The 21391-nt window shown below is 35.1% G+C and carries 21 protein-coding genes; 16 read left to right on the forward strand and 5 right to left on the reverse strand.

Annotated features, from left to right (window positions below):
- The first annotated feature begins 2 nt into the window (after positions 1–2).
- The 10 genes from HUS26_RS19740 (at position 3) to HUS26_RS19785 (ending at position 8170) form a co-directional block, all read left to right on the forward strand.
- Positions 3–1016 (forward strand): lysozyme family protein, encoded by a 1014-nt coding sequence (locus HUS26_RS19740; protein ID WP_254434318.1) that lies wholly within the window; start codon positions 3–5, stop codon positions 1014–1016.
- Between the two features lie 10 nt (positions 1017–1026).
- Positions 1027–1563, forward strand: a complete 537-nt coding sequence (locus tag HUS26_RS19745) for a hypothetical protein (protein ID WP_173918963.1) — start codon at positions 1027–1029, stop codon at positions 1561–1563.
- 62 nt (positions 1564–1625) lie between these two features.
- The gene (locus HUS26_RS19750; protein ID WP_173918964.1) at positions 1626–1904 is read left to right on the forward strand and encodes an AbrB/MazE/SpoVT family DNA-binding domain-containing protein; all 279 of its coding nucleotides are present in this window, start codon (positions 1626–1628) and stop codon (positions 1902–1904) included.
- 165 nt (positions 1905–2069) lie between these two features.
- Positions 2070–2366 carry a hypothetical protein gene (locus HUS26_RS19755; RefSeq protein WP_173918965.1) on the forward strand — a complete coding sequence of 99 codons (297 nt, stop codon included), beginning with the start codon at positions 2070–2072 and terminating at the stop codon, positions 2364–2366.
- Positions 2367–2562: 196 nt separating this feature from the next.
- A complete protein-coding gene (locus HUS26_RS19760) occupies positions 2563–3999 on the forward strand; it encodes an SIR2 family protein (protein ID WP_254434319.1) in 1437 nt (478 codons plus the stop codon).
- 633 nt (positions 4000–4632) lie between these two features.
- Entirely contained in the window at positions 4633–5193 is a 561-nt protein-coding gene (locus HUS26_RS19765; protein ID WP_254434320.1) for a hypothetical protein, read from the forward strand.
- Positions 5194–5334: 141 nt separating this feature from the next.
- Positions 5335–5691 (forward strand): helix-turn-helix domain-containing protein, encoded by a 357-nt coding sequence (locus HUS26_RS19770; RefSeq protein ID WP_173918966.1) that lies wholly within the window; start codon positions 5335–5337, stop codon positions 5689–5691.
- Between the two features lie 154 nt (positions 5692–5845).
- Positions 5846–6721: a hypothetical protein gene (locus tag HUS26_RS19775; protein WP_173918967.1), complete on the forward strand. Its 876-nt coding sequence runs from the start codon at positions 5846–5848 to the stop codon at positions 6719–6721.
- Positions 6722–6879: 158 nt separating this feature from the next.
- Positions 6880–7944: a YHYH domain-containing protein gene (locus HUS26_RS19780; protein ID WP_173918968.1), complete on the forward strand. Its 1065-nt coding sequence runs from the start codon at positions 6880–6882 to the stop codon at positions 7942–7944.
- Positions 7919–8170, forward strand: coding sequence for a hypothetical protein (locus HUS26_RS19785; protein WP_173918969.1), 252 nt, complete (start codon positions 7919–7921; stop codon positions 8168–8170). Before HUS26_RS19780 ends, HUS26_RS19785 begins: the two co-directional genes overlap by 26 nt.
- A gap of 18 nt (positions 8171–8188) precedes the next feature.
- Here HUS26_RS19785 and HUS26_RS19790 read toward each other — a convergent pair whose 3' ends face one another.
- The gene (locus HUS26_RS19790; protein ID WP_173918970.1) at positions 8189–8764 is read right to left on the reverse strand and encodes a recombinase family protein; all 576 of its coding nucleotides are present in this window, start codon (positions 8762–8764) and stop codon (positions 8189–8191) included.
- Positions 8765–9463: 699 nt separating this feature from the next.
- Between HUS26_RS19790 and HUS26_RS19795 the strand changes: the two genes are divergently transcribed.
- Entirely contained in the window at positions 9464–10297 is an 834-nt protein-coding gene (locus tag HUS26_RS19795) for an STAS domain-containing protein (RefSeq protein WP_173918971.1), read from the forward strand.
- A 275-nt stretch (positions 10298–10572) separates the two neighbouring features.
- Here HUS26_RS19795 and HUS26_RS19800 read toward each other — a convergent pair whose 3' ends face one another.
- Positions 10573–10758, reverse strand: coding sequence for a hypothetical protein (locus HUS26_RS19800; protein WP_173918972.1), 186 nt, complete (start codon positions 10756–10758; stop codon positions 10573–10575).
- Positions 10759–11474: 716 nt separating this feature from the next.
- Between HUS26_RS19800 and HUS26_RS19805 the strand changes: the two genes are divergently transcribed.
- The 4 genes from HUS26_RS19805 to HUS26_RS19820 all read left to right on the forward strand — a co-directional run bounded on the left by HUS26_RS19805 (position 11475) and on the right by HUS26_RS19820 (position 15745).
- Positions 11475–12155 (forward strand): class I SAM-dependent methyltransferase, encoded by a 681-nt coding sequence (locus HUS26_RS19805; RefSeq protein WP_173918973.1) that lies wholly within the window; start codon positions 11475–11477, stop codon positions 12153–12155.
- A gap of 75 nt (positions 12156–12230) precedes the next feature.
- Positions 12231–12938: an SAM-dependent methyltransferase gene (locus HUS26_RS19810; RefSeq protein WP_173918974.1), complete on the forward strand. Its 708-nt coding sequence runs from the start codon at positions 12231–12233 to the stop codon at positions 12936–12938.
- Between the two features lie 765 nt (positions 12939–13703).
- Entirely contained in the window at positions 13704–14156 is a 453-nt protein-coding gene (locus HUS26_RS19815) for a hypothetical protein (RefSeq protein WP_173918975.1), read from the forward strand.
- A gap of 752 nt (positions 14157–14908) precedes the next feature.
- Positions 14909–15745 carry an NAD(P)/FAD-dependent oxidoreductase gene (locus HUS26_RS19820; protein WP_254434321.1) on the forward strand — a complete coding sequence of 279 codons (837 nt, stop codon included), beginning with the start codon at positions 14909–14911 and terminating at the stop codon, positions 15743–15745.
- Positions 15746–16648: 903 nt separating this feature from the next.
- Here the strand turns inward: HUS26_RS19820 and HUS26_RS19825 are convergent.
- Genes HUS26_RS19825 through HUS26_RS19835 form a run of 3 tightly spaced genes read right to left on the reverse strand, consistent with a single transcriptional unit; the run spans position 16649 to position 20326 of the window.
- Positions 16649–17728, reverse strand: a complete 1080-nt coding sequence (locus HUS26_RS19825) for a Ger(x)C family spore germination protein (RefSeq protein WP_173918976.1) — start codon at positions 17726–17728, stop codon at positions 16649–16651.
- Complete coding sequence (locus HUS26_RS19830) at positions 17725–18822, reverse strand: GerAB/ArcD/ProY family transporter (protein ID WP_173918977.1); 1098 nt, start codon at positions 18820–18822, stop codon at positions 17725–17727. Before HUS26_RS19830 ends, HUS26_RS19825 begins: the two co-directional genes overlap by 4 nt.
- Positions 18823–18835: 13 nt before the next feature.
- Positions 18836–20326: a spore germination protein gene (locus tag HUS26_RS19835; RefSeq protein ID WP_254434322.1), complete on the reverse strand. Its 1491-nt coding sequence runs from the start codon at positions 20324–20326 to the stop codon at positions 18836–18838.
- Between the two features lie 468 nt (positions 20327–20794).
- Here HUS26_RS19835 and HUS26_RS19840 point away from each other — a divergent pair.
- The coding region (locus tag HUS26_RS19840) for a poly-gamma-glutamate hydrolase family protein (protein ID WP_173918978.1) at positions 20795–21391 on the forward strand (597 nt) is incomplete at its 3' end.

A 21391-nucleotide genomic window follows, 5' to 3' on the forward strand; every position in this document is an offset into this window, starting at 1 on the left:
TTTTGAAGAAGATCATCCTTATTATTGCCCTCTTTTTTATTCTCGTTTTTGGATCCATTATCAGCCTTCTCTTTATGGTGACAATGAATGAAGAAGATGAGGCTCAGTATGGGCTGGTTTCGGAACAAGGAACCGCCCAGGTCTCCGAAGCTGTCGAGCGTTACCGACCTTTATTTGAAAAATATGCAGAAAAGTACGGAGTTGAGGATTATGTAGAGCTGCTGATGGCTAAAACCATGCAGGAGTCAGGGGGGAGACTTCCCGATGTGATGCAATCGAGCGAGTCAATTGGTCTTCCTCCCAATACCATTAAAGACCCCGAACGTTCGATTGATGTAGGGGTGAGATATTTTGCAGAAGTCTTAGAAAGAGCAGACTATGATGTGAAATTAACCCTTCAAGCCTATAATTTTGGCGGTGGTTTTATTGATTATGTGCAAGAGCATAATGACGGAGAATACAGTCGAGAGGTAGCCGTTGCCTTTAGTGAGCAAAAAGAATCTGAACTCGGATGGGACAATTACGGGGACGTTGATTACGTGGAGAATGTTATGCGTTATTTGGATGGTTTTGACTCAAGTCCCGTGGAATTTACCGGTTCTGAAGGAGAATGGGCATTACCTTTAAAGCATGTCGCGGTCACCAGCGATTTTGGATGGAGAACGCATCCGATATCAGGGGATCGAAGTCACCATACCGGTCTAGATTTTGATTGCTCCCCTTCTGATAGCATTTACAGTGTGAAAGATGGTGTGGTTTCTAAAGCTGTTCATTCTAATGGAGGATTAGGCAATTATGCGGTGGTTCAACACAATGATGAGGAATATAGCGTCTATGGTCACCTTAGCTCTTTAAACGTCAGCACAGGAGATTCCATCGATCAGGGGGACAAAGTCGGCATGTGTGGGAGTACCGGTCAATCTACAGGCCCTCACTTGCATTTAGAATATAGCACAGGCCCCCGTTATCAAGACGGCTCTGAATTTCTCGATCCTGCGGAAGCCTTGGGATTATAGGAGGGAATTTATGAAAAAAGCCCCTTGGATCATCACCGTTATTCTTGTGGTATTTCTGCTTGTGGTGACCCAAAATAATCAAGAATTGAAAAAAGAACGAACAGAAGCTCAACAAAAAGTTCAAGCTCTGGAAAAAGAGCAAGAAAATCAAGAGAATCGCCCTTCCGACGTTCCTTCTACGGATACCATTCATGAAGAAGCTGGGGATGCAGCTGAACAATTTGTAGAAGCCTACTTTGAATACAACGGGAATCCTATTGAAAAAGACGTTCGTCCATATGTCACAGATCAACTCATGAAGGATTTAAGTTTTGAAGACACGGCAAAAGATGGAGAGTACGAGAGTGAGAGTATCGAATCCAATGTGCAAGAATTAGACGTTTATTACGGGGAGTATTCAAGCTCCCAACAGACCGTATTTATGACATTTACGAATGTACTTTCTTTTAATGGAGTCCCCAGTGATGCAAAATCCATATTGAAAGTTGATATGATTGAGGAAAATGGAGAATGGAAAGCCGACGCTATGGAGTTTAATCAGTATTGATGGACAGAACCGTCACTTAAGTGACGGGGTATAAAACTTAAGTTTTGAAAGGAGTAGCAACAATGAAAAGCACAGGAATTGTACGTAAGATTGATGAATTAGGACGAGTGGTCATTCCAAAGGAATTAAGAAGAACTCTGGATATGAATATCAAAGACCCTATAGAAATTTTTGTGGATCATGACCAAGTGATTCTGCAGAAATATAAGGTTCAAACGGCTTGTGCGGTCACAGGAGAAATTACACCTTATAACCAAAAGTTTGAAGGGGACATTTGGTTGAGTCCTAAAGGGATACGTATTCTTGCGGATGAATTAGAAAAAAACAATGTAACCAATTAAGTGTTTTTAGGAAGCTCTGTGTTGAAGTGAGAAAGGGGATTGTCCATGAAACGCCTTTTCGATGCAACACAGAGCGCCTGAAATACATACCGTTTATACCATTTATGTAATATCATGCTCATTCATTAATGTGAAAATAAATTTATACATTTTAGGAGGGAACCAATGAGTTTCAATGATTGGTATAAAGAACGATTGGAAAAGCAGATCGGTGAAGGATATGACAAAAGAAAAAAGTTTGACCAGTTCATGTTTTATTTCTTAATCTTTAACTCCATTTTGGTGATTTTGCTTTCTATACTTTATAGGGAATTTGCTGTTCTGTTTCTTCTTTTCTTGCTGGTTACATGGGGGTTATTTTTCATGACAAAATGGATGAATAATGTTTTGCGAAATAAAGCCGAAAAAGACTTAGCTAAATTTCAAGAAAAGGAAAGAAAACATAAAAAAGCATTGAAATAAAGGGCTATAATAGATAATTTCTTATATAACATTATTACATTTGTACAGTATCACATAAATGTAATAATGTTTTTTTGTAATAAAGAGAGTCACCTTCGTAGACCTCGCTTAATTTTAATAAACGGTAAGAAAAAATTAATAGGATAACTGGTACAATGGTATTATATGGGAAGTTTAGTGGAAAGGAGAAAAATTTATGACCGTTGGAATTTCAAATTACGAGATATATTTAGATGATACATTGAGCTACTTGAAACGTTACATTGTAGATATGAAAAGTAGACCTATATTATTTGTAGGTTCAGGTTTCTCTCGTAGATACATAGGTTCACCAAGCTGGATAGGTTTGTTGGAGCAACTAATAAATGAAAACCCCAATATCAGTTTGCCTATTGAATATTTTATTCAAGAACATGAGGGAGATAATGCAGCAATTGCCTCTGAACTGGTTGAATATTATCGGAATTATGCTTGGGAAAATCGCGAAAATGAAAGTCTGTTCCCCCCAGAGTTATTTACATCAAGATCAAAAAGTATATTTCTAAAACATAAGATATCTACGATCTTGAAAGACTTAACCGATAAGTTTGACCTTGATGTAAATGAATGGAGAGAAGAAATTAAATTAATAAGAAGACTTAATCCGCAAGCATTAATTACTACTAATTATGATACCCTCCTTGAGAAATTGTTCCCAAAATACGAAGCCATTGTGGGTCAAAAAGTTATACGTGAGAAAAAGGCTACAGACATAGGACATATTTTGAAAATACATGGATCGGTTGAAGATTTAAGTGGAATAGTCATAGAGAAACAAGATTATAAAAACTTTTTTGAAAAGCAAATTTATCTTATAGCGAAGTTGTTCACTTACTTCATGGAGCATCCAGTTATATTTATTGGGTACGGTTTAAATGACGATAATATTAAGTCCATTTTATATAATGTTAAACAAATACTAGATGCTGAAACTGAACCAATAATTCCAAATATGTGGTTTATAGATTGGAGTGAGAATCCAATAAATAATGAATCAACACCACCTCAAGAAAAATCAATATCGGTTGGTAATGGAGAGTCTGTTAGAGTAAATTATATTAGGCTGCACACCTATGAAAAGCTATATGAGACTTTATATCAAGACTCAGTTGATATAGAGAAGTTAAAGCAAATTGAAGAAACTGTTTATAATGTAGTAAAGAGTGATACTATTACGAATTTAGAGGTTGATATTGCCAGTTTAAGACATCTAACTGACAGGGAGAATTTCTTAAATTCATTTACTACCTCTACCGAAGGTGGTCATGAAGGAGTAAGGTCATTTGTAACATTTGCTGATATAACAGACCCTAACCAATTGGCATCACAGTTTTGTTTAACGGCTACAGAACTTTGTAAGAGAGTTTATGATAATGATCGTTCTTATTGGTCCTATGCTTACGAGCTTATTAATAAAGTAGATGCACAAGTAGGTATAAATTTAAGGGAATCCAATAATGCTTATCATGTTCGTTTGGAAGGTGTAAGTAGATATTCATTAGAAATGGTGTCCTTGTTAAAAAAAGTGAAGGATAGAGAACCTTACACAATTACTATTCAAGGGGAGGAAGTATCTTACCCACCTATAGAATAGAAAGAGGAAGCGTATTATTTATAATGGCGACTCCGTGGCTGAACCCCCCTAATCTTTTCAGTGTTAGCTTTTTCCATGTATTCTGTTTTGTGAATGGTATCGTATAAATATTCGTAATTGACTTCCTGTAAGATGGATTATGTAATCCGGGAACAGAGTGTAAAGGTTGATAACAGTTAGTTTTTGAAAATTAATAAAAAAATTCCATACATGATTTTATACATCGTTGATTTGGCGGGGTTTTTAGGTGAAGTGTTCGCCTGTACCTCGTCAATTTTTTGTATATTTTAATCTGGAATCTCTCTGAAATTATTTAACTTATATTGTAAATATAGGGCTATTTTACCTGTTATAATATAAGAGGTAGATTTCATCAATATATAAATTGAAAGAAGGTAATTTTATGGTGGATTATCTTTACCATTACACAAATTTAGAAACGTTGAAACTTATCTTAAATAACAAAACCTTTAGGTTATCTAGCTTGAGTAAGATGATGATTTAGAAGAGGGAGAAACAGAAGATATTCAAAAGTTGGGGAGGTTTGTTTATATAAGCAGTTGGACAAGCAATTCCAACGAGTCGCTTCTTCTATGGAACTATTCAAGAGGAAATGATGGTATTAGATTAAGAATGAAACCTGATATTTTTAAAACGGAGAGAATAAGAGGTAATTTTAGTTTGCACGGTGAACCAATAGAAAGAGATGATGAATATAATATAGGTTTATGGGATTTGATGAAAAGAGAAAACATTTCGTTCGTTCCTTCTACTGTAGATTTATTTAGGGTTACATATACTGATCAAGATTATTTGTTAAAACCAAAAGTTTTCAGAACCTTTCCTGGAGGGCACTTTGAAATAAGGACAAAAGATTTAGGAATTTTTAAAAGAGTGGAATGGGAGGAACAGCGAGAATGGAGATACAGGTTACGTTCATACCCTTTTAATATAAAGGAGATTAAAAATATAAATAGATTGAGTAATCGTAGAGAACTTTTTCTGGAAAAATTAAGAACTAGACAAGAAAGGGAATTTATTGATTTACCACTAAAAGAAGAAGCTTTTGAAGATTTACAAATCTTGTGTAGCCCTCTTATGTCCCCTGATAGCAAAAAAGAATTAAATGAAATATTAGCTAAGTATGCACCTGATTCTGTTGTAGTGGACAGTAAATTACGTATTAGAATTTAGGAGCTATTCAGCTGAAACACATTCTTGAAGAGTCTGTTTTTTTATTGAAAAAAATGGAATGTCAGAATGCTAATGCCTTTATGGGGTCTGTATTTTTAAGCTGCAATCCCGCCTTGCGATAAAATTAGGAGGGGTGATGATATGAATATAGATGAAACAGTGGGCGCTAATATCAAGAAATACCGTAAGATGAGGCGAATGACGCAGAAAGAGCTTGGAGATTTGATCGGGGTGAAACACAATACAATTTCACAATATGAGAAAGGTAGGAATGCCCCGGAGCCAAATATGATATTTGCGATTGCCAAAGCTTTAGAAATCACGGTGAGTGATTTATTTCCGGAAACCACAAAGACGATGGTTAACGGATTGAATGATGAGCAACGAGAGTTCCTGTGTCAAGTAATAGAAAAAGCCCACGCTTTAGATGAGGAGGGCCGGAAGGATTTCTTCAAAAACATCAGGTTCGCAGTCGAATACTTCGATAGGAATGATTGACGGTACTTCCGCAGTATCATCTTTTTTGGGGTCCACTTTTAAAACTTTTTGTTATACAGGTATGCTAATGCCTTTATAAAATGCTGAACTACTAAAACTTTAGCAAGATATGCGAGACTTTTAAAAGTAAAAAAGAACCAATGGAGGAATTAATTTGGGGAATGAAGAAGTGGAAGAAAAAAATAAAATATTAAAAAACCCTAGAATGAAAACAGTAAAAAGACTCTTTTCTTTATCACAAAATCAGTGTGCATTTTCGAAATGCACAGAGTCTTTAGTTACACCTGAAGGAAAAGTTACCGGAAAAATATGTCATATAAAAGCGCGAAATGAACGTGGACCAAGATATGATCCATTACAAAGTGATGAAGAACGCCATGGATTTGAAAATTTAATTATATTGTGTCCTACGCACCACGATATCATTGATGATGATGAAAAATCATATACTGTTGAAAGACTAATAGAAATTAAAAAAGAACATGAAAATAAATCTAATAATCCTATAGATGCCGACACCGATACTATCAATGCATTCATTCAGAACATTTATACTAATAATGAAATTAATATTGAATACAAATTTCAAAATAACAGTCAAATTGCTCAAACTATAATAAATTATACAGTCCTGGATACCCCCAATAAGAATGTCAGGGTCAGTTGTAATAGAGTAAAAATAAACATTGAGCAGATTAGAAATGACCTAGCTCAAAGACAAAACATAAATGCAGTAATTTACACCCCCCTAAGAAATATAGATCGAGAAAAATACTATAGTGAGATTTCTGAATACTTAAATATCGAAGACTCAACAACTTTTATTTCATTTTATGAAAAAGTTGATGAACTTAATGAATTTCTTAAAGGGTTTATAAAATTCAGTCAAGATAAAGGATTTCAGCTAGGAACTCCAGTTGCACACGCGGGTTTTAATTACAGAAAAAAGAGCTACTTTTCCTTTATAGAAGAACTTTATAATGAAGATGTTAATAGTTTACTTCAAAGACTTCTGATATTAGGGCACTAACTTAACTATAGCCTGTCTCTAATTAGGATCAGGCTACCTTTGAGGTTCATAATAAAAAACTTAAATATTTCTCAATTAATCTCTAAAATTTTAATTATGTATGTTAAACACCTATCAATTCGGAAAAATTAATACCTATTGCCCAAAGGAGGAATAATATGACAAAATTGTACATTTTATTAACTGTGGTTTTGCTGCTGTTTTCATTTCAAAATGTTGTAGAGGCCCATTCAGGAAGAACAGATAGTAATGGTGGTCATAACTGTACTGAAAAATCCATAGCAAAAGGTCTTTGTACAGGTTATCACTATCATAATGGAGGAAGTTCGTCATCAAGTAGCAGTTCTTCTTCTAATACATCTATTCCTACTACTGAGCCAGAAGAGCCTGTTGGCCCTACGCCGGAAGAAATTGCAGATCAGGAGAAGAATGAGGGTGAAGAAGATGGTTATGCAGCTGGTTTATCTGATGGATATAATGAAACAGATGAGAGTAATACAACAACCACTGGTTCAGATGCCTATGAAGATGGATACACAGCTGGTTATCAAAAGGGGATAAAAGAAGGTAGAAAAAAACTGAATCATGAAAAAGAAGAAGCTTTTAAGACTGGGTATGATGCAGCTAAGGAAGGTTTAAATACTGAAGTACCTGAAGCTTATATAGGAAGTGATTTGGTTCAAGCTTCGTATAAAGAAGGATATGAAAAAGGAATATCCGAGATTGAAGAAGTAAAAAAAGAGGAATATTACACCCTGGGCAATGAAGACGGAAAAAAAGATAAAAACAATGAACCAAACGATATAAAAGATATTTATTTAGATTCATATAAAGATGGTTATGAAAAGGGGCAGCAAGAACTAAAAGATAAATATGTCAACCAAGGTTATGAGGCAGCTTATACAATGCTAAAATATGAAAGCCCAACATTAGATAAAGAAAAGTATGAAGGTTGGTACAAAGAGGGTTTTGACTCAAACCAAGAAATAAAGGAAATTAAAAATGAAGCACATGAATTAGGATTAAGTGGTGCTACATATGAATTACCCCATGAATATGAAAAAGCTGAAGTTCTATATGAACACTATTACGATAGTGGAAAGAAAGAATACGACAAGGAGAAAAGAGAAGATAACCAAAAGGCTGCAGGTGGTATGGGGGTAGTTGTTTTAGGATGGCTAGTTAGAAGGTTTTATGTTGCAAGAAAAACAATCAACAATTAAGGGGGGAAGAGTATTGGGTATATATAGAACAGTTTGTTATAAAGTTGAAGATCTCTTTATTAGAATGATGAGTCGCAATCAAAACTCTGAAGAAATTAAACAAAAAGTTATTGACTATCGAAATCAAAAGGAGATGGATAAAAGAAGAAAAAGACAGGAATTAAAGGCTAATCAGGATAAAAAACTAAAAATTAACGAACAAAAAAGGGCTGATAAGGAAGCGTAAGAAAAAGGATTTATTACTTTAATGTTCAGGTTTTAAATTCTGGCGTTCAGTTAGGTATCTATAAAAGGTAGCCCTACTTACTTCAGTAGCCATCAATATCTCGTTAATGCTATATTCCTTACTATCATACATGCGAAAGGCCATATCCAATTTGGATTGGTCTTTTTTGGGTCTACCTCCTTTTCTTCCCCTAGCTCTTGCAGCATTCAATCCGGACTTCGTTCGTTCAGATATAATGTCACGTTCAAACTGCGCTAATCCACTAAAAATTGTGAACACTAATTTTCCCATCGCTGTTGTAGTATCAATATTTTCATTAATGGATACAAAGTTGATGCCATTATCCTGGAAGTTGTTGATTAGATCTACCAAGTGTTTTGTGCTACGACCTATTCGATCAAGTTTATAAACGACCACAGTATCTCCATCCCGTAGATACTTCATCATTTCCGTGAATGCCGGCCGATCTTTTTTCGTTCCCGTTATTTTTTCTGAATAGATATTTTTCTCTTCCACACCGTATTTCTTTAACGCGTCAAACTGCATATGTAAATTTTGATCTTTTGTACTGACTCGGGCATACCCAAATAACATATTTTGTAACTCCTTTTTGAATTTCGTTAATTATATATTATCAAAAAGGTTATTTGATGTACATATTGATACTTTGTTTTTGATACGACTTTTGAAACTGGATTTGTAATATAAAGAGATATATTTTTAATTATTGAGTGCTCGTTATCAAAAACGAACGTTTTTGAAACGATTAGTAAATGAAAAATCTTTCAGAAGAGAGGGTTTATCTCGAACTCAAGTCTTTAAGATAAGGGCAGTTATCTTGAAGACTTGAGTTCGAGATAAAAGGAAATACTCCGAGTTTTTTATCTTTTCAAATTAAATATTCTAGTAGGGAAAATTCCCATTTTGTAGAATATAGTACATAAGAGGTATCGGTTTCATCCTTCCAGATAGATCGGTTAATGGTCTTTCAAAATAAGTTATCTCGATATCAAGCCTTGTGGTTAAGGGTGATTATCTAATAAAAATAGGAAGTTTGGATTTTATTTATCTGTAATTTTACATATTCTTTAGAAGAGGCTACAAAATTATACTAGAATATAATTTGAGAGATTGTTTTTTAACATATTTCCGTATTAAGGAGAGGTGGTCAGTGTTATGGATTTTATGATTGAATTACTTGGCTTACAAGAAGGCTGGATTGAGAATAGAAGGTTCATTGTTTCTAACCTCTATAAATATTATATTTAAAAAATAGAGAAAGGGGCGAGACCTATGGAACAGTCTTATGGTTACTCCAAGCGATTTAAAGAATTCTTTATGGAAAATAGTAAGGCCTTTGAACAAGCTCTTTTATCGGAAGCGGTGAATGTTCAAAATAAGATTGATGAAATCATGCGAGTGGGGAACATCGACCTTGTTAACAATGCGCATAACTTAGTTATGTATATCATTAATGAGGAAGAAAAATCATTGAGGAAATTCGCTGAACAAGAGGGGATTGCCTGGGCCACGCACTCCATTGATCTATCATTCAAATTAGAATGGGTCCATTCTATACGTAGAACGTTGTGGTTGTTTATTGAAAAATACTATAAGGGAAACGAAAATAACCAAATAGAGGATTTTTTTCAGTTGGAAACTGAAATTAATAATCGTGTAGATGACTTTTTGAATACCTTCTTCATTCGTTATTCCACCTATAAGGATGCATTAATTAAGACTCAGCAACAGTTGGTTGAAAATCTTTCTGTACCAATTATCCCTATTAATGATTCCATCTTCGTACTTCCTCTAATCGGTACAATGGATACTAATCGTGTAGAAATTCTTCAAGATAAAGTGTTAACAAAGGTTTCTGAATTAAGCATAGAAACATTGATTCTGGATTTATCCGGGGTCGCAATAATGGATCGAGAATCTATCATCGAATTAAAGAAGAGTATGGATGGTTTAAATATGATGGGCTGTAAAATGGTCATTACTGGTTTAAGGAAAGAAATCGTACGAGAGGTATTAAATACCGGGCTTACCTTCAATTCTCAGACCGAAACCTTAGCCACACTTCAGCAAGCGTTAAGCAAATATTTCCTACCAGAGCTGGATTAGATAAAAAGGACCGCCTTACTATTAGAGGGTTAGACGTATTTTTGTATGGCACATCAGTAGCTCGCGAGCGAGTCTATATTATGCAAAGAGAAAAAAATTATGGTTATTAAATGCCCTTAATACAATTAAGGAGATGAAAAGCGGAAATCATGATTTCAACTCATTATGGATCCGGGGACTTGGGGGTAGCAGGATTAGAACAATAGTACAAACTAAACTAGGAGTGAATGCAGGAAAAATTCGAAGCAGCAAAATTAAGCACCCAGTGGACTATTTCACTCCACTGGGTGCTTTATTCTTTCTACTGTCCAATCTATTGTACTAGCATGTGCAATTGAATTTAGTTTATTCGCTAATAATTTTGCTTCTTTATAATCAGTGAGAGTCTTAGGAGTAGTAGTACCGGTGTCCTTTAATGTTTCAATACCACCATCATCTAATCGTCGAATAATTCTGTACATGTTTATCAGCTCCTAATTGGTTTATAGAAGTGAAATCATTATACCAAAAAAATCCAAATATTTGTATACCCTAAAAGTATAAAAATTAAACAAAACAAAAACACAATGCTGATCATTGTGTTTAAGTTAAAAACGAGTGAAATCAAGATTTATTTTCCCTCTTCTTTTAATGCTGATTGAATTAATTTAATTTGCGAATCAATAACTCCTACTTTCCTATAAGTGATGAAGAATACGAAAACCCTTTAAGTTATTTTCGTTAACTTCCAATTAACAGTAAATCAACCGGGCTTCAAGTTGAGGAAGAAATAAAAAAGAAGCAAGTTTATGTTCTTCATTCGGATTGATTTAGCAGTGGTGGAAAATTTTCGACTCATAAGTATCTAAGAATTTCTATGGCTGCCACAATTTCTCTTGAAGAGTTGAATGAGGGTTTAGTTAGACTTAAAATCCATCTTGGCCATCTAGATTAGTTATTTGAATTATTTTATTTACCTTATACTTGCTAATTAAAAATAAAGGGCGCAAGATATTGCCTTTTTGAATTTATCTCGAAGCTGAGTCTTTTAGAAACGGGGGCAATTGCTTAATAAGAGTCGTCATCTTTGAGCAAATAGAATGTAGAAAAGGAGTGATTATTAATTCTTAATTTAGATGGAACAGAAAAAGAATACTTAAACTATCGTCATGTTTATCGACCTAAATTGTTAGAGAGGTTGAAGTCATATAGTGTAGGTATAGAACAGCAACATGTACTTGATATTGGAACAGCAAGCGGTTTGTTCGCGAGGGATTTAGCTAGACAGGGGTGCAGAGTAACTGGTATTGATTTATCTTCTGAATTAATCCATCAAGCCCAGCAAGTCAATATAAAGGATCAACTCCCTATCGAGTATTTGGAAGGAAACGTGGAACATCTTCCGTTTGAGAAATCATCATATAAAGTTATCACGGCTGTTTACTGTTGGCATTGGTTTAATAAATTAACAGTTGCTGAAGAAGTCTATCGTGTATTAGAAGACAATGGGCGTTTAGCAATTATAAATTACGAATGGCTCCCTTCTAGAAATTCCATTGCACTACATACTCAAACCCTTATTGAAGAGTTTAATTCTACAGCCTACAAACCAAACGAAACCAAAATGTTCCCCGAATGGGTGGAGGATATATACAAGGCTGGTTTTTCTGGTGTTGAGACTTTTTCTTTTGATATAAACATACCTTATTCCATAGAGAAGTGGATGGGACGAATACAGGCTAGTCCTGAAATTGGGGGCTCGTTAAACAAGGAAGAGATCAGCGAGTTTAATTCTAGACTTAAAACATTTTTAGAAGAACATGCGAGTACAACTTTTAATATCCCTTATAGAGCTTATGGAATTATTGGAATCAAATAATGCAATGAAAGAGTTTTTTAATCTTCCAAATTCTGTGCTACCATAAATATATTCTTTAGGAAAGGTTGAGTATAGATGAGCAGAGCAGAGACGAGCACAAAATTAGATCTGGAAAAGGTTATTTTTATTGGTCGAACCTATGGAGAGTACATGGACATGTTTTTATTGTCAGAAGAGGATTTGAAAGAGAAAAAAGTATTGGATTGCCCATCGGGTGCTTGTTCATTTACAGCCGTTGGTCAGTCAAAAGGGTTGGATATTACCGCATCTGATATTGCATACGATCATTCAGTAGGTGATCTTAAAGCTAAAGGAGAAGAGGATATTCAACATGCCATGGCTCACATGGAGAAGGCTAAAAGTAATTACGTATGGGATTATTTTGAGGATATAAATCAGTTAAAAGAGCATCGGGAAAAGGCTTTACTTGATTGCACTCAAGATATGAAAAAGAATAGCGAGCGATATATACCAGTTAATTTACCATCATTGTTATTTAATGATAATGATTTTGATATCCTTTTATCTGCACATTTCTTATTTACTTATGCTGACCGCTTAGATTTGCAATTTCATATAGACACTCTTAAGGAATTGCTTAGAGTTACAAAAGAAGAATTGAGAATATTCCCTTTGGTGGATTTAGCAGGAAATAGATACGAACATTTGGATCATGTTATCCAATACTTAAAGGGTAATGGTTATTCAGTCAGAGAAGTAAGGGTTCCATACGAGTTTCAGAAAGGCGCCAATACTATGTTAAAGGTGAGTAAAAGTTATTAGGCCTTGAGGGCAACGTACAACGTTGTCCTCTTATTTTGTGTACAAACTTTTATTTCACTACAATGGTAAAAGTAGATATGATAACGTATATATCTTGATTTCGAGTCTTCAACTCTAGGGGGCTTTACAGCAATATCATTTAGAGGTGGCATAAAAAACGTAAGCAGAAACTCCTGCTTACTTAACTATACTCACTTCTCTCTACTCTCCAGTGTTTCTCAGGAATAGTTGAGTGATTGAGTTTTATACAAAAATCTTCTGCTGCTATGGAAGAAGGAAAGGTTTTGGATAAATGGCTATATGAATCCTTTAAAATTTCCGTTTTCCCATCAATTGTTCTAACAATTAGAAACATGAGGGTAAACTCTCCTTTAGGGGTGTTAAGCCATTAAATTATCGTGATAAAGTATTGTCTCATAGTATAGAGGTTAATCATACCCTCTAGGAAGAATGTTTTGAAATTGAAATAAATGATCTAATCATAGTTTATTAAGATTAGAGCTCCATATCTCGAATTCGAGTCTTAACGAAACGGGGGGCGATTATTCAATAAGAATGGTCTCCATTTTTTATTAAAGAGTGGGGCAGTATATTTTAAAACTCAGTTTCGAGATAATATAAAAAAGTTGGAAATAGTATTCTGAAATCCTCTTCTGAACTGGAAATTGAATGCCTAAAACTGTCTGGTAAAAGTGGATTTGAAACATTATCTTTTTCTAGTATAAAAAATGAGAAAAGACACAGTACTAGTATGAGGTGGTAGAAATGGCATTTATTATAATTGTAGGCTTTATCTTTCCATGGATCACAGGCATTTACTTATATAAAAAAGCACCCAAAATTTTTTATACGACGGTACCCATTACCGCGTTGATTGCGGTTGTTTTGAACCAGGCAGGCATTCATATGGGACTGTGGAAAGTGAATCATATGCCGACGATTGTTTTACTTGATTCCTTATTTTTAGATTTAGGAATCTTCACTATCGCCGGAGCCTGGTTCACCTATATGCTGGTGTACAAAAGCATTAATCCTCTCTGGGTCTATATCATATTCATCGGAGGTATGGCGGGATTAGAAGGGCTGGCTCTTCTAGTAGAAACAATAAAATATGATCAAACATGGAATTTTTTTTATACTTTCCTAATGTATGTCGGGGGTTTTCTTGTCATTGGATGGATTATTAATATATTAAAGAAGCTAAAAGTTTTCCCATAAATTTTTCTAGGCTGTTGAGAAAGTCTCGACAGCTTGTTTATTTCCAAACACTCCAACTATTCACCGCGTTAATTTATTAAAATATAAGTAGAATCACTCTAAGGTGGTGTTTTGATGTTTCAACACTCCCTCTGATTAAAAGGTAAGATGTTACATCTTATGAAGAATTCTTTATTCCACCGTAATTTACTAATGATTTTGTATAAAGGGAATTAGAAAGGGATTTAATTAAAATTATCTCAGTCTTGAGTTTTCTTTTATAGGGGGCTTATTAGGAGTAGACCTCAAAGAAATGTTCTTAAACTGATTTCCTATACAATGATTAAGGACTCCACTTATATATTAAGCGGAGTCCTTAATCGGGGGGATTGGTCATTTTTTAGACATTCTCACAAAATTGGTTGAAAAGTGAGAATATTAGATAAGTATAAATTGTAGTACAATACTTGTTTAATGTAAACAGGATGTAGAGAATTAAAGAAAAATTTGAAATCTTGATTTCAAGCCTTCATGAATCGGGCGCTTTAATGAAATAATCTATAAATACAAAAGACCTTCAATATCCAACAATTTATGCATGGTTGGTTGTTTATTGTAGGTTTTTTATATGCAAAAATATGTTGCCATTTCATGCATGTACTTTATGCCAACTACAGGTGAGACATCCTCCGTATTTATAGATAATTTTTAAAATGAGTAGAAATGATTGGTTTTTCCTATACTAAGAGCATAATACCAAGAGGAGGGAGTTTATGAAAATCGCGATTATCGGTGCTGGCTTGTCGGGGCTTTCCTGTGCTTTGACCTTGGAGAAGTATGGGTATCAGGCGGATATATTTGAAAGACGAGCGATGGTAGGTGATCGTTTTGTCATTGCAGAAGCCATGTTTGCTATGTTTCACACTCCCTATGATGATGCAGTTAAATACTTATCTGAAACCCATGATATTCACCTTAAGCCTACGACCAATATTCAAAAAGTTCACATTTATTCTGAAAACGAGCACTCTTTTATAGACGGGCATCTGGGATTTACGAATATGCGAGGGAAGCATCCAGAAGCCTATGAGAAGCAGCTTGCTCATCAGCTAAAAGGTGAAATCCACTTTAATAAAAATGTATCCTATAAAGATATTTCTACAGAGTATACGCATGTGGTTCTTGCTACAGGGGATGTATTAGACACTAAAAAATTTCAACCATATGATGTGGCTTTCAAAGCTAGTTTTAAAGGGGCCGTCATTGAAGGAGATTTTAATCAAACTGAGGTCTACACTTTCTTTAATCACCATTTTGCACCTAAAGGTATGGCTTATGTACTGCCCCATTCTGATAGGGAAGCCTCTTTTGTATTAGTGTATCCGCAATATCCCGAAAATGAGACGCTGGATAAAGAGGAGCTATGGAAAAAGTGTTTGGCTGAATGCTGCAGGAGGCTGGACCAAGACTTTAAAGTGACTAGCGAATATTCCATTAAAGATTATCGAATCGGTAAAATTCAAACACCGAGGATAGGGAATACCTTTTTTGTGGGCAATTGTTGGGGGCTATCACACCTGTATTTGGTTTTGGGCAATTTGAATCGATGATGACCGGAATTTATGCCGCTCATGATATGGTTGGGATCGGCAATTATGAAAAGTTGGTTCAACCACTATCTACGAGTTATCACGATTCTCTCACCTTGCGAAGAACTTTAGAAAGATTGGATAACAAAAAACTTGATCTATTAACCAAGTCAATGAGTAATGAATTAGTCGAAAGCTTTGTCACAAGTAAAAAATTCAATGCCATGAAAATATTGAGCCGAATCATTCATCCATATCCTCGTAAGTCATAACCCTCTAGAGCTAAGAGAGCGATTATAGGGTGATCGATTATTGTCTTAAAAGGAATATGTATGATAACACACTCAGCTATGAAGGCAGCCTGATAAGTATTATGTTTGATTTATGGAGCAGTTTTTGGAAGTGAAATTAACGAGTGGAGGAAATTTAATGAAAAAATAATCTATTATCTAAGCAAGAAGCAAAAGGGTTATGGTTGGCTGCATAATTAGCTAGATGTCTTTTTAAAGATCTAAAATTCAAGGGGGGATAAACCTATAAAGAAAGATAAAACCACTATTCTGCTATAGCTTCTTTCCTAGCACCCATGGTTAACCAGCGGTGCATAGGACTTACCTATCGTTAAGATAAGCCGAATACAACGCTTCCGCATCGTACCCAATATATTCATCTGAAAATGCATCAAGAGGAGAATCCAGCGCTGTTCTTCTAGACATTCTTTAGGAAGTTGAATCGTCGCTTAAATAAAAGCAAATTTCTCAATATTAATACTGAGAAATTTGACTTTTTAATTTTGATCCCATTTACCAAGAAAGAAATGTAAGTCTCCAGAATTACATAAGGTTACTATTATTCTTTTCCATCATCCATTACCTTTCCCTATAAACGCTAAATTCAACAGATATGTTTTCAGCAATGCTTCTATTAAGATACTACTCCTGTTTCTTTTATAGTTACTTGAATATCCACCTCTACATTTATCTTGTCGTATATCGGTTCCCATTCGTCTTGCTTCCAACCTCTTTTATTCTTTCTAATTTCATTCCCTAACCCTAACGGATCGACGTCCCACTGCTCGAATTTCTCCAATAACTCTTTGGATTTACCTTCAAATGACTCTTCCATTCTCTTGCTTATTTCATTTATGGTGGATTTATTAATCTTGGAACCCGTATATTCCCTTAAAAAGCCATCCATTTTTAATTTTATTTTAATCGTCGGTTTTTTCGAAGAAGCATTAAGGACCTCTACATGCTTTTTAGAAGATAAATTTTGTATTGAAGCATAGACATCATCCTTAACATGAAATGTATACGAACCATGGCTAAAAGACTCTTTCATCTGCCTAAATACCATTGTATCGTAATCATATTTTATTTCCCCTTTGTATACCGCATCTTTTAAAAAACTTATTCCATCAATTCTATATTTTTCTTTCTCTATAGAAATAATGGGCAAAAAAGGGTCTTTTCCTGGTTGGTAGTAATCAAACAAAAAAGTATGCAAGTTCGTTTGAGGAAGAAAATTTCGTTCGGTATTATTTTTTAACAATTTACTCAGCAGGACGCCAACATCCTGATTTGTACTAGCGCTATTTTCGAGTAAGGGGGCACTCCGATCTTTAGCAATAGTTACAAATAAACCCGTACTGATGCTCGGATCTCTTTGGTAAGAATCCAAGTATTTCATAAGGTTATCTTTCGCTAGTTCTTTACTAAAAATCAGGACTTTATTTTGAGCAATGACCATGGGAATATCGGATTCCCCCGTGCCAAAATCAGTGGCATCTTTTGTAAATACAGCTTCCGTCTGATAATACTTGTTTATGACTTCCGTATTAGATTGGTAAAAAGGAACATTTATTGACGCTAATACTTGATCTCCCTCCCCTTTATCAAATCCCATTACAGTAACCATCGCTATATCATCCACAATTTCTTCTTGTACAAAGCAAGAAGTCAAAAAAAGTAAACTAGATACTGCTAGTAATGATAAAACTCTCATGATTCTACAGCTTCTTTCTTAAACAATGTAATGAGGTAAAGCAAAGGAATATATACTCCTAAAAAATAAAGACCTACACGTGAAGAGATGGTATTTAATAAACTAATTTGACTCCTTGTCTCAATAAACCCTACACTTATAAAAATCACGATTAAAAGGATATTTAATATTCGTTTCTGTGTCACTTTAGGAAATAAATGTTTTATCCCCCTGCTTGAGGCCCATAGCCAAAGGCATAAAATGGGCAAGATGACAATCAGCCACGTGGTCACTCCGATATACTCAAAACGGGCTAAAAACGGAAATTCAACAATTTTCCACAGCGAAAGAGTAGCCCATTCAGTTTTTAAAAGATAGGGTTCAGAAAAATAGGCAAACGACACCACTCCTATGACTAAGTAAATGAATATAGTGATGATATTTCCAAAATGAGCCCACCTTTGTGAAGTCTCTCCATTTTTAATAAAGGGATAAAAGAATAATATTAACTCAAACCCTAAATAACTTAACACCATATTTCTAGTGGAGGTCACTAATTCATCAAACGTAAACTCTCCTAGGGGTAACAGGTTTCCAAAGTGGGCGTATTGTAAAGGGAAATAAAGAGTTACTACTAAAAAAGAAGGTATAACAACACTGATAAAGCAAATACCAACCACGGATCTAAACCCGCCTTTAATCACGTAAGCTACAAGTGTCAGAATTATAAATGCAATTACCCAAGTGTTTAACTGTCTATACATCCATACTTGGACAATTTCTATATAGGTCCTCAATACAGTCAGGGATAGAAACAGCAAATATAAAATGAAAATTAAATTCACTATATTCCCCACCCATTTACCTAGCAGGATCTGATTTAAATAGATAATATCCACGTTAGATTTCTTCATAATGGAGTAAATCATGTAAATATAAAGGTGCACGAGCAAACCAGCTAGAAGAATAGCTATCCAAGCATCATATCCCATACCTTCAACAATATATTTCTGAAAGCCAAGAACGCCGATGCCAATTTGAATAGCGACTAAAATAAAAAGGACAAAAAAAGGAGATACTTTCGCATTTTCTTGAATGGTTATAGACTTTTTCATTTAATGGCCCTCTTTATTCGTAAATGTCTTCATTCTTTTTTCTTTTATTTTTGGGAAAACGAAGAGGATTTTGTGTCCTTAGATAAATAGGACGAGTATTACGCTCTTTTAGATTTAAGCGAAAAATCGCATCTCTAAAGTCTCCAAAACGAAAAGGGTAAATGGGCTCCATATACGGTCGTCCCAAAGAAGTGAGTTGAATTAAATGGGCCAAAATAAACGCGATACATATGGAAACTCCTAATAATCCAAATAGACTTGCGAATACCAATAAAGGAAACCGGACTAACCGAATAGTATTACCGATATTATAGATAGGCGTCGTAAAAGACCCTAAGGCACTAAGAGCCACTATAATCAAAAGAATGTTACTAGTTAGTCCCGCTTGTACGGCAGCTGTACCAATTACAATACCTCCGACGATACCAATCGTTTGACCGATCTTAGTAGGAAGCCTCGCACCAGCTTCCCTCAACAATTCAATCGTAAGCTCTAAAATAATAGCTTCTAGAATGGGCGGGAAAGGTACATTCCTTCTAGAAGTTACTAGTGTTCCTATAAGATCCTGAGGAAGTATCTCATGGTGATAGGTGAGCACGGCTACATAAACAGGAGTGGCGATAATAGAAAGAATAACAGCAACGACTCGTATTAAACGCAAAATAGAGGCCAAGGTCCAATGGATATAGTAATCCTCGAAGGAGGAGAAAAATTCAATGATGCTCGTTGGCCCTAATAACACATGGGGGGATCGATCCATTAGTATTACAATTTTTCCTTCGGCTAAGCCAGCACAGGTTCTGTCAGGACGTTCCGTATCTAACAATTGAGGAAAGGGAGAAATTTTATTATCACTGATTAACTCATCAATATTCGATATATCATTGAGGACATCAATTTCAATGTTCTCTAAGCTTTTCTCTACCCTATCAATGTTATCCTGATTGGTTAATCCATCTAAATACAAAAGACCGACTTTTGTATGGGATATCGAACCAATTTTAAACTGCTTTAACCTTAATTGGGGGTCAGGCAATCGACTTCGTATTAAGTTTAAATTTACCTCGTAGGACTCTACAAATGACTCTTTGGGACCGATTACACTATACTCTATCTCGGGAATCGTCACTTCTCTAACGTTGAATCTTTCCGCCCTAATCAGTAAACCGCTACCTAAATCATTTTCAAGTTGTACATATATAAAACCCCTATAAATTTTATCAAGGATCAGAGCAACATCCGATGTTTCCCTAACCATTTCAATAGGCAGCTGGCTTTTCAATTCACTCAGCTTTGTAGTTTTACAGTTGGAAATATTGTGAAGGATATCTCTATGCAGGATATTTACATCAATTAAACTTTTAAAATAATTCACGTAAAACCCAACGGGTTTTCCATCATTTTTATAATGAATAAAATCAGAGGACTCGGCTAATTTTTCAAGCCCAGGTAAGATAGCTATTTTATTATTTGAGTTAATGTTTCTCCTTCTCATTTTATCCATCTACCTTTTAAAAATATATTTACTCCTTAGTATCTCTTGAAGATAACCTTTTATTCGTATCACGAACAAAATCAACTTTTTTTACAAAGGAGAGAAAGTCTATTATAATGAACAAAACTTCCATAATAAAGAAGGGATACATTGATTTACCATAGAGATAGAACATGTGCTACATGTAAAAAGAAAAAGTCATCTTATCACTTTATAGGTAAAGGCCAAGACTATTTAAATTGCCAGTCTTGCCGTGAAATGAAGAAGAAAAAACGCCAAAAAGCAAGACAACAGTTTTTGAACGAAGGAAGAATTTATTGTGATCGTTTATAAATAGTTTACTGAACCGATCACCTGCTCGCTTCATGAATGATAAGTAGAACTTGTATGGTAAGAATGTCCTCCTTAATCATTTTTCTTGCATGAACTAACTTATTAAAAATCAAGCCGATGCTATAAATAGGAGGAGGTTTTATCATGAAATTGAAATTCATACTGACTACGGCGGTCGCAGTAGTGGCTTCAGTTCTTGTGATTTTATCTCTATATGAGGAAATAACAACTGCGATCACGGACGATTGCTCGGGAGACCATTTTTGCTCTTTTTACGAGCTGAGAGAAGTATATGAGGAAGGAGAAGATTGGGAGATTGAGAAAAGCAGCGCCGGTGATGAACGCTGGCTCGTGAGTGCGATCCATGGCGGCGGGATTGAAGAAGCGACCTCTACACTAGCCGAGGCAATTTCCGGGTCCTCTTATCCCTTTTACTCATTTAAAGGAAGGCTAAAGTCGAATAATTACAGCAATTTACACATCACATCCACCCGTTTCGATGAACCGGAGGCTCTAGAGATGGTTGCTAATGCTGAATATCATATTTCCATTCACGGGGCAGCCGGAGATGATCCCAAAACAATGATTGGTGGGCTAGACAAAGAGCTAAAGGGAATCGTGAGTCGGCATTTAGAGGAAAATGGGTTTGAAGTAGCTGTAACTCCTGAGCACCTTAACGGCGATCACCCTGACAATTTCACAAACAAAACAAAAACAGAACGAGGCGTGCAGCTGGAGATT

Origin of the sequence: Halobacillus sp. Marseille-Q1614 (assembly GCF_902809865.1) — a bacterium.
Taxonomy (GTDB): Bacteria; Bacillota; Bacilli; order Bacillales; family Halobacillaceae; genus Halobacillus_A.

Coding starts and splice junctions, on each gene's coding strand:
- HUS26_RS19755 (WP_173918965.1), top strand. CDS start 2,070: ATGAGTTTCAATGATTGGTATAAAGAACGATTGGAAAAGCAGATCGGT.
- HUS26_RS19800 (WP_173918972.1), bottom strand. CDS start 10,758: ATGTACAGAATTATTCGACGATTAGATGATGGTGGTATTGAAACATTA.
- HUS26_RS19825 (WP_173918976.1), bottom strand. CDS start 17,728: ATGAGAGTTTTATCATTACTAGCAGTATCTAGTTTACTTTTTTTGACT.
- HUS26_RS19815 (WP_173918975.1), top strand. CDS start 13,704: ATGGCATTTATTATAATTGTAGGCTTTATCTTTCCATGGATCACAGGC.
- HUS26_RS19820 (WP_254434321.1), top strand. CDS start 14,909: ATGAAAATCGCGATTATCGGTGCTGGCTTGTCGGGGCTTTCCTGTGCT.
- HUS26_RS19745 (WP_173918963.1), top strand. CDS start 1,027: ATGAAAAAAGCCCCTTGGATCATCACCGTTATTCTTGTGGTATTTCTG.
- HUS26_RS19810 (WP_173918974.1), top strand. CDS start 12,231: ATGAGCAGAGCAGAGACGAGCACAAAATTAGATCTGGAAAAGGTTATT.
- HUS26_RS19780 (WP_173918968.1), top strand. CDS start 6,880: ATGACAAAATTGTACATTTTATTAACTGTGGTTTTGCTGCTGTTTTCA.
- HUS26_RS19770 (WP_173918966.1), top strand. CDS start 5,335: ATGAATATAGATGAAACAGTGGGCGCTAATATCAAGAAATACCGTAAG.
- HUS26_RS19765 (WP_254434320.1), top strand. CDS start 4,633: ATGAAACCTGATATTTTTAAAACGGAGAGAATAAGAGGTAATTTTAGT.
- HUS26_RS19760 (WP_254434319.1), top strand. CDS start 2,563: ATGACCGTTGGAATTTCAAATTACGAGATATATTTAGATGATACATTG.
- HUS26_RS19830 (WP_173918977.1), bottom strand. CDS start 18,822: ATGAAAAAGTCTATAACCATTCAAGAAAATGCGAAAGTATCTCCTTTT.
- HUS26_RS19750 (WP_173918964.1), top strand. CDS start 1,626: ATGAAAAGCACAGGAATTGTACGTAAGATTGATGAATTAGGACGAGTG.
- HUS26_RS19790 (WP_173918970.1), bottom strand. CDS start 8,764: ATGTTATTTGGGTATGCCCGAGTCAGTACAAAAGATCAAAATTTACAT.
- HUS26_RS19795 (WP_173918971.1), top strand. CDS start 9,464: ATGGAACAGTCTTATGGTTACTCCAAGCGATTTAAAGAATTCTTTATG.
- HUS26_RS19835 (WP_254434322.1), bottom strand. CDS start 20,326: ATGGATAAAATGAGAAGGAGAAACATTAACTCAAATAATAAAATAGCT.